Origin of the sequence: Vibrio sp. Y20_XG_PY13, from assembly GCF_024181925.1 — a bacterium.
GTDB lineage: Bacteria > Pseudomonadota > Gammaproteobacteria > Enterobacterales > Vibrionaceae > Vibrio > Vibrio parahaemolyticus.
Genome location: NZ_JAMZAL010000010.1, coordinates 34509 through 47527 on the forward strand (window position 1 = coordinate 34509; position 13019 = coordinate 47527).

Here is a 13019-nt window from a genome sequence, read left to right on the forward strand (position 1 = left end):
TTGTCATTATTAATATTATGTTTCATATTGCTTTGTATTCACCAAAAATAGCTGCTAACGCTGGTAATATTATTCGGTTAGTTAGTAATAACGGTTGCCATTTACACCTGATCGAACCACTTGGTTTTGATCTTGAAGAGAAGAAACTACGACGTGCAGCTCTCGACTACAGAGACCTTGCAAGAGTGACTGTACACCCTAACTACTCTGCTTTTAAAAAAGCAATGGAGGGGAAGCGTATATTTGCTCTTACGACGAAAGGCTCCCGCCCACATGATAACCCCTGTTATGTTGAAGGTGATGTCCTTTTGTTTGGCTCCGAAACGTCGGGTTTACCAGATGATATTCGTAATGAAATATCTGAAGAACAACGTATTCGCATCCCCATGTTACCTGATGCTAGGAGCATGAATTTGTCTAATGCTGTAGCTGTTGTTAGTTATGAAGCGTGGCGCCAGGTTGGCTTCACCAAGGGTAAGTAGACTTAGGAAAGTGCACTAACTGTTATCTATCCAGTAGGGACCTCTTTTGTTGATATAGCTCGCTCGATTAAGCATTCATTGGTCATTGGCTTAAAAAGTTTAAATTTTAAAACCTTACAGACATGATTACTGAGGTAGAATTGACCTACCCACGTGATCATTTTTTGTTGCTTTTAAATAAGAGCTCCAGAACAAGTGGGTACCGTTCCTAAAGTATAGAACCTTGTATTTCTCAATTCCGTTATTGATTCTCAGTATTTACTTCACTTATTTCCTTATGTTGTCCACTTGTGTAAAAACAGGTGGCTATTCCCATAAGAATTGTTATCCAGACTATAGTCGACAGTAGAGCGTTTGCTTGAGAAAATAACGCCCCTCCTATAAAAAAACCGAGTCCCATGCCCAAAGATGATGTGAAGAAATTATATACCGCTAGACGCTGAGTAACAGGTTTATCAATGTCTGTGATTATGTCTAAGCAAGTTTGAGGTGTAATGAACTCGCCAATTGAAAAAAGTATGACAATTATGACAAGCCATGTCATATTTGTAGCTTGCATTGAAAGTATTATAGCTAAGCAAGACATAGATGAACCAATAAATATCAAGTGTCTAGAAAGTTCATACGTAGATATTTTTTTCAAAAAGTATCCCGCGAGTATAGCTATTGTAATTAATACAATTGCATTGAGTGAAAATATCAGTCCTATACTATTTGGTATTCCAGTTCTCTCTATATTTAGCGAAATAAATGTATAAAGTTGAGCTTCAAATGTGAAGTGTAACATTGCTCCAAGCGTTAAGTATCGGAACTTAGGATTATTGATTAACTCAGTTGTTACGGTAGCTAGAAAGCTTTTTGGATTTTTTCGAGTATTGCTTATCGTTGAGTTTTTAACTTCCCTCGATGGAATTGACAACCTTAAGATCAGTACAATCAATGCACAGAGTGCAAATAAAGAACTTGTAGTAAAGAATAGATAATCATGGCCATAATTATTAATAATGTACTGACCTATCAATGGGCCTATCGCTCCCCCTATGCTATTTACTAACTTTATTCTCGTAAATAACAGTGACTTTTGGCTCTGAGTTGATAGGCAGTTTATCTGTAGAGAACGAGAATAAGTAAAATACAAACCTATCGCATATCGATAAATGAAAATAGATAGAGACACTCCTGCCAATATAATGATATATAAATCAAATGTACTAATAAAACCCATTATAAAAAGGGATAGAGAGAACATCGTAAGTGAAAAGATCAACCCTATAGATTGATCTTTTACTTTTAATGTCAGCAAACTAAATAATGACAGTAAGCTTCCAGATATTACTCCTATCATCATTAACAAACCAACATTATCACTGCCAATATAAGTACTTGTATTTAAGTATGTCACCAAAAATGGATAATAAGAGAACATAGTTATACAAGATATAAACATGACTATTAACAAAATATAATTGGACCGACTCATTTTAAAGGTATTCTCCTATCGGATGTCTCTCATAATGTCTATTTGTTCAATACCATCTCTAATGCAATAAATTACGTACCCATTTCGATCACTAGACTTTCTTATTACATCTGACGTCGAATGAGTATTATTGGGTTCTTTTATATGTCTGACATATGGATTACAATACAACTTCTGGATGCCTTTAAGGACTTTGCCTACAGGGGGGAGTGGAAAAAATGCTATTGCGCTTTCACGTTCCACTTTTTTCCTTGAATTGTCAAAGTCGTAATCCATATGGCTTAGTATCGAGAAATTATATAGGTCAATATTGGTCGACAAAGCTACTAACTCTGGGATTGAATCTCCACCAACCCGAGAGTGAGCTTCAATAAGTGATATTCTGTTATTACCATCCACTTTTACTTCAATATGGCTTGGGCCATTTTTGTATCCAGCATGGCTAAGTAATTGGTCAACAAACAATTGTAGTTCTTGGTATAACTTGCCCGTATTATTCTTTTTCGTTATAAGGTGATTACGTTCAACAAACATACTTGGAGAGTCTTCGAACAAACCTTTCTCTGTCACTGCATGAAGCGTATGTATACCTTCTTTAGAGAAGCATTCTAGTGAAAACTCAGAACCAATAATAAAAGCCTCCGCAATGTATGCTTCATCCAGATCAAGTATGTTCATAACGTCTTCATGTGATCTAATCAGATGTATATTTCGACTTCCTACACCATAGGCTGGCTTTAAAATCATTGGCATGCCAAGCTTATCTGCTGCTGTAATTAGATCTTTTTTATCTTTGACCTCCATGAATGCTACTTGGTTGAGTGGAGTATCTTCCAGTTTTCTTCGCATATTGAGTTTGTTACTAAAAAAGCGATACTGTTCATAATAAGTATTTGTTTCATTTAGCTTGTCATTCACTTTAGCTGTAAAACAAGATGCATGTTCAGATAATGTTAAGGCCTTAGAAATACCAGAATCTCTACACAATCTAACAACTTGATCTACTGAATCGTCTAATTCAAAGTCGCAAATAAGAACTAGATCTGCGAACTTTTGTGGTTCTAATGGGCATAATTTATTAGACTGAACTAATAGGATCTTTAACCCATGTGTTTTAGCTCTATCAACTACTTCTTTCCCGCTACCAATAATACAAATGGCTTTATTCACAGATTTCTACTCCTGTACCTTCTAATAGTTCTATCACTACACTTTCTACTTCTTCTAATGAGCCTGCCTTGAGTTGAATATAACCTAGTCGATCTTCTCCGCTACGCAATCCATCAACCGTTCGAGGAAGGTTGTAAACAGTCGCATGCTTAATAAGTTCTGAAGGGTGAGTTACTTTAATACTCTTTATCGACTTGGGTTCGGCTGATGTGATAAATGCCACGGCACACACACCATCACTCTTAGCAGTCGGTTCCGGAATTGGTAGCCCTAGATGAGATGCTACCATCAGTGCTGACGGGGGAATGCCATACATGCTCTCAATCAAATCTGAAATCATGCCGCCTGGAGGTCTAGGGTTAATTTCAATGAGATAGACTTGCCCTTCAGATATTTTGAACTCAACATGAACATAAGTATTAGTGAGGCCTAAATGGGTAAGGGCACGACATATATGTTTTTTTACTTCAATATCAGTAGGTTCATTGAGTGAATATGGAAATATGTGGGCCAGCTCTACACAAAATGGTGGTGGTGTAGTGATTTTTTTTACAATCCCAATGAGTATCCATTGTTCTATGGTTGCATCAAATGTTAGCTCTGCACTATATTCTTGACCAGATATGTATTTTTCTAGCAATACAGATTTAGTTACTGAAAAACCTCGTCCATTAACTTTGCTTAAGTTGTTAATGCGGGCGATGCCATCGTATAGCTCTTCAGGATTTAAGCAGACTTTTACCCCAACGCTCCCGCTTTCGTCCACTGGTTTAAGTACAATAGGGTAATTAAATGATGGTGAATTTGAATGATAAATCTCATGAGGTATTTCATATGCCGTCCCCGACAGATTTTGTCTAAATAAGCTCTTATCTCGTACTGTTAATAAGCTTTTTACACTAGGGTGATAAGGTAGACCTAAATATTCAGCCATAATACCTGCTTGAATGACTCGGAAGTCATCAAACGCTAGTACTGCTTTGATATCGGCTTGAGTCGCAACCCATGCCAATAACTTTGTAATATCATAGGTATCTATAACAGCAACTTCATCCGCAACCAAAATTGGATTAAGCTCTACTGAATTATACTCAGCAGGATCTTTACAGACAAATATCGTGCGGTAACCCAACTGTTTAGCTTGCTTCAAAGCAATTGTTCCATTACCAGCTAAGTTACTCTCAACTATAATAACGTTCATATTATTTATGCTCGATTGGTTATAAATGACTTTATGCCATTAGTTAGATTTTGGGTTAGGGCATCTATCAAGAGTTCTCTACCTCGGGAAAAATAGTTTTCGCTAGGAGGTAACTTGAATAGTGAATCTAAGCCTTCGGAGGAACCTTTTGTTAGAGCGCTGATGATATACATAAGCTCAGTGTCTTTATGTATATAGGTTTGTTTGAGTCCCACTGACGAAAAAGCAATTCTGGCCTTACAGCCATTGAAACCAAGAGAGTCTGCAGGTGATAGAGAAAGCTTTTGATCACGTAATAGATGCTCACAAAACTGAACTCCAGTAACTTGGTTACCTTTCTTGGATGCTAAGTTATCAAAGTCCAACAAAATCCCGTGTCCTGCGACAGGTTTATGTCCGATAAAGACCAACTCCTCCCCTAATGCGTTGTTTACATCAAAGATCAAACTTTCAATCAATGATGCTCGGTATGCGCATTCGGCGTTGTTCTCTTTTATATAGCTTCTACAGTGCTCTAAGCCATGCCGAACCATCTCCAGAGATACATTGTTCATAGAGGGGTTCTTTGAACTAGATATATCTTTAAGCCTTTGGATGATTTCCCTTCCTCCGCAAGCCCAGCCAACTCTTTGGTTTGCAAGGTTCAACACTTTTGAGGCGCTTTTAATCGTTACAAGATTGTTTGGGTAACCTGCGTAGAACTGGCCCAATTGAGGGGTTCTTGTATTAGGAATAAATTCAGTCCCAGCAAAAACACTGTCAACAAAAACCATAAGGTTGTGTTTAATAGAAGTTTCGGCTATCTGACTTAACTCCTTCTCCGTGTATATGGCACCTGTTTGTGTTGGATTAAACAGAAATAGTACATCTATATCATTATTCTTTATCTGATTTTCTATGTTATCTGACGTTATTTTGTAGTCATTGGAAGGTGAAGTGTAATCACATATTAAAGGTACACCATAGAGATCAGACCATTTTATTAGATTATGATAAAATGATGATGGAACTAATGCTTTCTTATTTTTTTGGCTTAATAAGGTGAATATTGAATCGAATATGCTTGTAGAGCCGTTGGCAAATAGTACGTTGCTTGCTAACTCTGGTGGTATCTGATCGTCCAAAAAATCATTAATTACCCAATCCACCAGTTTGGTGTTCTCCGTCATTACATGATAGTCATCTGGAGAGTGGTTATGATCGAGTAGAGACATCACTCCCGCGCATATAATGCTAGGATGGGGACGTCGAGTCCCATCTCCATGAGACAGCGAAATAACATCTTTATCAAACATGCTAGAAAATGATTTTTTTCCACTTAAATCATTACCAGAAAGTACACGTTTAGCATTTTCATATTGAAATAAAAGGTTATTATGCATACTTGACCTTCACTTCTTTATATTTGGCTAGTATTTCTTGCGATACTTCACGAGCTTCATTGAGGTGGAAGCCTTGTAAGTCAATATTTAAGAATCTACGAAATATGTCTTGTGAAAAGTCTGTAACCTTCAAGTAGCCTTGTTCAATTGATTGGATGCCATCGTAATTTTGCCCTTGTTCATTAATGGCTTTAGCATCTGATAATGTCATATGTTCAGGTAAATCTAACTCTACCTTCCCGTTAGTGATTTTTACCGGATAACCACCTACAAGACCATTGACCCCAGGTGCGTGTGTTTGAATGTAACCTTCATCAGATATAAGTCCCTCTAGCACGCTTACTGCTGAACTAGACGTAACCCACATACCCTCTTTTCCGCGTTTTCGTTTTAATGAAGTCTGGATATGTGCAAAAATTGCATCAAAGTTTATGTTTGAAATTACCTTACCATTAGAAGAAACTTCGATATGGAAAGGAGCTCCATTAGTATGTCCTGTTGACGGAATAGTATTTCCTACTACATGATGTGCAATCATTCTTATATCAATATCGGATATAGAGTTGTTAGTCATACTACTAACCGCATGTCGAATAGGCTGAACTATATTTGCAACGTTTCCTATACCTATTGCTGGTGCGTATGTAGAGTGCTGCAAAAGAGGATTAACAGCATCAGGAAATGCAGCGTTAACAACGAGTCCCTTGTATAAGGATAAGTTGCAAGCTTCCATCAACGCTACGACGGGAGCTGCGTGACATGCGGTCCATGGTCCTATTCCTGCCTTCGCAATTTCCTGAAATATTTTAGAGGGAAGCTCTGATGCAACCCAGTACGCTTGATCAGTCGCAGTATTGAAGATTAGATCGGGTTTGATTTCATCTATCGTAACTGAGCTTTCTTCTACATTGTAAAGATCCAAATGAATCGCTCGAACATGTAGATTTGTATTGCCTAAATTAGAGGATGTAAATTTAATGCTATTAACTAATAGGTGCGCTTCAGCTACATTTCTTGCACCAAAGATGACTTCTAGGTCGTTGTTTCGCCATGCTAATTGTTGACCAACCATTGATGCCAAGTTGCCAGATCCAATAATTAATATTTTTTTCATTGTCATAGGAAAACTCGATATGTTGGTTGGTTTTTATCTGTTAATGGTTCTGTTTGTGAAATAGAGCTGTTACTTTGGACTAAAATTGAATCTATTCCGCATTGATTAGCGCCAAGTATGTCAGTGTTAAGTGAGTCGCCTACCATACAAGTCGTTTGCTTCTTTGCTCCAATGCTTTCTATCGCATGCAGAAATATGCTAGTTTCTGGCTTTCCATAAACAGATACCTTTATATCGTTGCTTTCGCAATAATCTGTCATAACTCCAGCTGACATATGAATCTCTCCGCTAATAAATACCTTTTTATCAGGATTGGTTATGAAAACAGGTAGAGACTTTTCTTTAATTTGATTGGTTAATTGTATAAGTTTTTCTTCAGTATCTGTGAGGAGGTTGGAGCAAATGACAATGTCAGATGTGTCAATATTGTCACTCATTTTTGCTGGTAGTTCGTGTAACCATTTAGATGGTTCAATAGAGCCAATATGATAAAATGAGCTGCTGTCATTTTGCTTTATGAAAGCTTTTATCTCTTTTTGGGCAAGTGTTCCTGAAGTAATTACTCCGCTAAGATCTGATGTGTCCATCCCTTTACTTTCTAACATATGAGTAAGTTCAGTAGCAGTACGCGAAGTATTGCTGAGTAGTATAACTTCTCCATATTTCATTAATTCATCGAGTAATTTAATTCCAGATGCAATCAATTTGTGGCCATCATAAATAACTCCCCATACATCCACTAGATATGTGTCATATTGAGGTATCCCACCTAGTTTGATTTGCTTGACGTCATTAATTGTCATGTTTTAGACCTAGCTTATATAAGATTTTTATTTGTTTTTTGGTGTAATCACCTTGTTAATCGATGTTATGACAATGTACTCTTGCAGCATAGCAATTATTATTTACCATGGTATAAGTTTAAGTTATGACAAAGTTGTTTAGGGTCATTAATGCAATTTACTATTTCGATGCAGCAGCAAGGTTAGGTAGTTACAGCCAGGCAAGCGAGGAACTTTGTGTAAGTCAGGCGGCTGTGAGTCAGATGATTCGTAAACTTGAGCAAGCTCTCAACTGCAAATTGTTCGAGAAGCGATCGGGGAAGATGGCTTTAACGGATATTGGAAGATTATTATTTGAACACTCTCGTCAAGGCCTTTCTTCGTTGGAAGTGGGGCTAGAACACATTGAAAAGGCCAATTCAGGGAGCCCCATGTTTGTACAAGCTAGTCCCTCTTTTGCAATTTGGCTGATGCCTCGATTGTGGAGATTTTCCGTTGAGTTTCCCAAGACTCATATCCATCTGCTTAGTCAAGGTAGTGATCCTTCTATCAAAGCTGATATTGACATTAGGCAATCACAATCTTCAAATCTGTCAAATGATAAACACGAAGCTTTGATTACTAGTGAGCCAGTTTACCCTTTTTGTTCTCCAATGATTCAAAGTGATCTAAACATCAAATCGCCAATAGACTTATCTAAGTGCTGGTTAGTTTACAGCGCATCACTTGGTGAAGAGCAATGGCACCGATGGTTTAAAAATGCAGGAGTTGATGATGAGAATATCTACATTCCAAACAAATGGCTTGACGTATCATCTATTGATTTGGCTGTAAATACTGTGGTGGCAGGGCATGGGGCTTGTTTAGCAACTGAATCATCAACGACGGATTTGGTTCAGCGTGGGTTACTCGTTAAGCCTTTCGATATTGATTTAAGACCTGGTGTAAACCATTATCTTACTTACTCTAAACTTTCACCAAGAATTGAGAAAATAGATGAATTTATTGGTTGGCTTAAGAGAGAGCTTGATTAAAAGCGGTTGCCTATTGTGAAGTATCTCAGGGAAGGCACTTTTAATCAGTATTGAAATTGGAACGGAGGATCCCGAATAGTTGCTCAGGATGCTCCGAAATATGCATTATTAGTATTTATTTTTCCGGTATTATTGAAAATTGAATAGCAAAAGGAATTTGCTGAGTAACTGCTTTATCAACAATTTTCGGGTCGTCAGAAACGTAGAAGTTAGCAATAGGTGTAGAATATTTCTTTCCTAGTCTTGGTAGCTTGTTTTTAAAAATTGCCTCGAGATCATCCTTACCCTCTATTTCTGATAATTTTTTTGAAATTTCTGGGCAATGCGAGTTAACCCAACTTATGACCTCTACATGTTCTTGATCTAGCAAGTGGTATGTTTTTGACTTGGTACCATCTGGAAATTTGTACAGTAATACAGGCTTGTCTTGATCAAGTGAATCCTTATATTTTATAACTTCATATTCACTGCCGACTTTATGCTTAATTAGTTTGACTGAAAATAGATCATTATGTCCAGATTTTACAGAAGCTTCATTTCTAGACATGTTATCAAATGCTAGAGCTCTAATTTGACGAACTACACTTTCTCGAGCAGTAGAAATAGGAGTATATGAGTTAAAGGCTAAATATCTTATTAATTCATAAAGAGGCTTTGCCACTATTTTTCTTTCGTCAATATTTATCCACCAACGCTGATTTTCTGAATCTAAATCAGTTGGAAGTGGTAAAGAGTAACGATCTTGAGAAGGTGTTCTCGATAACTTACCCTGTATCAGAATTAGATTTATTCCGTTCTTAATTATATTCCTGCTTAAGTCACACTGTTGTGTACAGTTGAGTAAAACATCTGCCCCATCTTCGAATATTATTGGCTCCTGTTCATTCTTATAATTTGCTTTTACTAACACCAATCCGAAAGGGATTTTGTAAGGAATTTCTGTTGGGTTATTGTTTATTTCACTCAGTAAGCGTAAGGAGATACTTTGAAGACTAAACCTTGTTCCAGTAAAGTAGCTTGAAGCCTCAAAGTCATGCATTGCGATAGGTGATTCCTTAGAGTAACTACAGTACTTTTCATTGTTACTTTGTATATTTCTTTCTAAATTTTCCACTTTATCAATTAGATGCTTATTTGACTCTAAGCTAAATTGTAGTTTGTTTGATAGTACTGACAGCAAATGATCTGTAAAGGGAACGTTCTCATTGGAAGTGCATGCATGCATTTGATGTATGTATGGGTAGTCTAGAGACCATAGTTGTTCGAGAAGCGTACTAGTGGAGTCCGATATGGCACTTTCAAGCGCTTTTGACAACTCTCTAATCGCAAGACTTGCATTACCAACCTTACACATTTGTGAATATGCTAGTTGGATTTGAGTAGACGCACTTGGTTTACTTAGATCGATTTCTTTATTGAGTATTGAAAAGCTTAAAGAACTGATTTTAGCTTCTTTTCTGAAGGTTTTCTTTAAGTCCTCTAGTTCATCTCTTGAAGAAATTAAAAAAATACCAGGGGTATTATTTTCAGAAAAAATTTCCCCTAGATATTTAGCAAATCCCTCGGTGTCATTGTCATAATCATCACCCATGTACATGTCCATGATGATTATATCGTAGCCTTTTAGATCCCTTGCATTTACAGGGCGATCATTTCTTTTATTTACAGTGAACTTCTGATTATCACTAAAGCAATCTAGGAAAGGTTGGAAAGCCTTAGATCTATCTTTTATTTCCATTTCAGCTTGTTCAAAAAGTGTTTTAGTATGATCTTCTGTATTGAAAAGTTCAGCGTAACCTGTATCTAAGAAAGTTTCTTCTATAAAGCGGTTTGATTGTATGAAATCAATAGCTTTCTCTATATCTGAGTATTCATTGCCCTTAGTCTGAATTAAATACTCATGAGTGTTTTTGAACTCCTCGCTGTCTTCATCTGAAAGTAACTTAAAAAACTCACAATGAGGTAAATCGGAGAATTTTGTAAAAATATCATCATCAATAATTATTATATTTTTCATACTAGTATGTTTCTATTTTTCTGGTAGCTCTAAAATAAAGCGTCTTAGCCTTCCATCAACATCTTCCTGGGGGTCAAGGTACACAGAACACTCATGATACTCTGCAACTTCATTGCAGATGAATAATCCCAAGCCTTTGCCCTCAGGTCGGTTTGAGTAATAGGCTCTAAAGATATCCTTTTTAACAGAGGGTTCTATTCCTGGGCCATTATCTTTGACAGAAAGAACATATGATTTTGTGTCTAGGTTGATAAATATATTTCTATCTTTTTCACCAGAAACAAGCCCTTGTTGAAGCCAGTAAATAGAGTTAGCCAATAGGTTTTCTAATACTAGCGCAACTAGCCCTTTTACCATATGGACTTTGAAATCTTTGTTCTCATATTCATCATCTACAGTAAAGTAAATATTGATATTATGACGTTTTAACCTACCAGAGAAGCCATCGATAACATCTTGTATCGCTCTGGATAAATTAAATATTTCCTTTCTATTTCTTCCTGATGGACTCAACGCATCAACAGTTCTGATTCTTTTATTTGTGACATTAATTTGTTCACGAATAATAGAAATCACACCCGACATATCCTGATCAGGACTGTTCTTTTCCAAAACTTTTAAGTTGTCTACAGTTTTTTCTGTTAAGCGAGAGAGTTCATGTACTACTTTTTCTACGACCATACCTAGCCCTGCTAACTCGAGGACTTCGATGCGTTGATCTGTAGCTAACTTTATAGCTCTTTCATAATTTCTCAGATTTTCATATTGTGTTTTTAGAGTATGATCAATTTCAGACACTATATTATGTTTGTCTTTAGGGACAACCTTTTTCAGCTCCGCTGCTCTTTTCTGAGCTTTCTTTAGTCTAGCTTTAGCGTCTTTCATTGTCTCTTCGGCAGTCGCCTCTTGGGCCAATGTCTTGGTTTTGTTATCTTTAAAGACGCCTATATGTGATTTTAATTCTGGGTTTACAACGTTTGTTAATAGTTTCTTCAATAAATCTAGATGTTCACAATTTATGAGTTTTTCACGGTTTGCAGAGTCGAGTAACTTAGGGTTTTCTTTTTGAGTTATAGACAATGCCCCAACAGTTTGATAGCGGTTAAATGAAAATCCCTGTGACTTTAGAGAACCGGTATCAACCTTAAGCCAGTCATCTTCTAAGCTTCCTGTCATTCCTATTCTGAAGTTATCCCTGTAAATAGCGTATCCACCGCACCAGAGATTTAGCTCTTCCTTAATTTGGGCTGGAGAGTGGTCAATATTAGGGCCTTTTAAGTCGCTTCGATTAAACCACAGTAGATCAAGCCCAATACTACCAAGCTCTTGTAGTTTTGAGATATCCAAAGGTGTATTATTTTCACCTAATAATCTTAGCAAATCTTGCTCTGACCATTCCCTGATTTCTGGGCTAGATGTCCCTCTCCATATTAGTTCTGATCTTAACGAATATGGTTTTTCATCACTAATCGTAAGTTTTACATTAGCACTGAAGTTCGCTGCTTTTTTAAACCATGGATAGATCCTTTCAACAGGCTGTCGCTTTCCATTTAGGTATATAAGGATAGGAAACCTAGACTTTTTTCCAAATGGATTTTGAAGACGTCTAATATAAGAGTGTATAAAGTCAGATATCTTATCTTCGTTCCAATGGCCGTAAATACCTTTGATTAAAATCTGTGTGCCATGCTCCTCTTTGATCTTTGAGCTTCCAAGGGTGACAGGTATTTCTACTTGGTCTAAAAACAGTTTAGGGTCATCAAACTTCTTCCAGTCAAAATCTATTTGGTTTTCATGGCTATCTCCTTCTACTGCAGACTTCACTCTGGAGTATCTACCTAACCTCATCATGGAGAGCCGTCCAACCCCTTTTTCGCCAAGAAGTTCACTATCAGATTCGGCTTGTTTTTCAATCCATTTTGTTGGAGTTCCAATCACTAAGAAAGAGTTTTGTAGCTTGTCAGCATCCATTCCCACCCCATCGTCTTCAATTGAAATAGAGCACACCTCATCATATAGTTGATGAATAATATTTGAGAATTGGGCTGGCTCACAGCTTTCAAGCTTTTTCTCGAGAGCTTCAATGATACCTTCATATTCATAGTCATCTAAAAAGTTATTCTTAACTTTTTCTAATAACTCATCTTTGCTCAGTTTCTCTATATCAAAGATAAAGTTGCTTCTAGATTTCTTAAATGGGTTACAGATTTTTATAGAAACTTGTTTAGACTTGGCATCTAAAGCATTTTTTATTAACTCATTTAGCGCTATCTCATCAGAAGTGATCAGCTCTGCTCCAAGCTGTCTTAACGCTCTAGCTGCAATTCTAAAACCAGGAATTTTACTCATTATAAGTG

10 protein-coding genes are annotated in these 13019 nt (G+C 36.9%); 2 read left to right on the top strand and 8 right to left on the bottom strand.

Annotated elements, in window-relative coordinates:
• The first annotated feature begins 17 nt into the window (after positions 1-17).
• Positions 18-482 carry a tRNA (cytidine(34)-2'-O)-methyltransferase gene (locus tag NL646_RS19385; protein WP_253664572.1) on the top strand — a complete coding sequence of 155 codons (465 nt, stop codon included), beginning with the start codon at positions 18-20 and terminating at the stop codon, positions 480-482.
• A 241-nt stretch (positions 483-723) separates the two neighbouring features.
• On the opposite strand, the gene NL646_RS19390 is transcribed toward NL646_RS19385, so the two are convergent.
• The 6 genes from NL646_RS19390 to NL646_RS19415 are packed head-to-tail and all read right to left on the bottom strand — an operon-like array spanning position 724 to position 7632.
• Positions 724-1962, bottom strand: coding sequence for an MFS transporter (locus NL646_RS19390; protein WP_367618108.1), 1239 nt, complete (start codon positions 1960-1962; stop codon positions 724-726).
• Positions 1963-1977: 15 nt separating this feature from the next.
• Complete coding sequence (locus NL646_RS19395) at positions 1978-3132, bottom strand: ATP-grasp domain-containing protein (RefSeq protein ID WP_253664574.1); 1155 nt, start codon at positions 3130-3132, stop codon at positions 1978-1980.
• Positions 3125-4333, bottom strand: coding sequence for an acetyl-CoA carboxylase biotin carboxylase subunit family protein (locus NL646_RS19400; protein WP_253664575.1), 1209 nt, complete (start codon positions 4331-4333; stop codon positions 3125-3127). The genes NL646_RS19395 and NL646_RS19400 overlap by 8 nt, the downstream gene beginning before the upstream one ends.
• 5 nt (positions 4334-4338) lie before the next feature.
• The gene (locus NL646_RS19405) at positions 4339-5715 is read right to left on the bottom strand and encodes a pyridoxal phosphate-dependent aminotransferase (RefSeq protein WP_253664576.1); all 1377 of its coding nucleotides are present in this window, start codon (positions 5713-5715) and stop codon (positions 4339-4341) included.
• Entirely contained in the window at positions 5708-6835 is a 1128-nt protein-coding gene (locus NL646_RS19410; RefSeq protein ID WP_253664577.1) for a hypothetical protein, read from the bottom strand. Before NL646_RS19410 ends, NL646_RS19405 begins: the two co-directional genes overlap by 8 nt.
• A complete protein-coding gene (locus tag NL646_RS19415) occupies positions 6832-7632 on the bottom strand; it encodes a TIGR01459 family HAD-type hydrolase (RefSeq protein ID WP_253664578.1) in 801 nt (266 codons plus the stop codon). The genes NL646_RS19410 and NL646_RS19415 overlap by 4 nt, the downstream gene beginning before the upstream one ends.
• 125 nt (positions 7633-7757) lie before the next feature.
• Between NL646_RS19415 and NL646_RS19420 the strand changes: the two genes are divergently transcribed.
• Positions 7758-8645 (top strand): LysR family transcriptional regulator, encoded by an 888-nt coding sequence (locus tag NL646_RS19420; protein ID WP_253664579.1) that lies wholly within the window; start codon positions 7758-7760, stop codon positions 8643-8645.
• A gap of 115 nt (positions 8646-8760) precedes the next feature.
• Here NL646_RS19420 and NL646_RS19425 read toward each other — a convergent pair whose 3' ends face one another.
• Entirely contained in the window at positions 8761-10662 is a 1902-nt protein-coding gene (locus NL646_RS19425; protein ID WP_253664580.1) for a hypothetical protein, read from the bottom strand.
• A 12-nt stretch (positions 10663-10674) separates the two neighbouring features.
• The gene (locus NL646_RS19430) at positions 10675-13011 is read right to left on the bottom strand and encodes a sensor histidine kinase (protein WP_253664581.1); all 2337 of its coding nucleotides are present in this window, start codon (positions 13009-13011) and stop codon (positions 10675-10677) included.
• Positions 13012-13019: the final 8 nt, after the last annotated feature.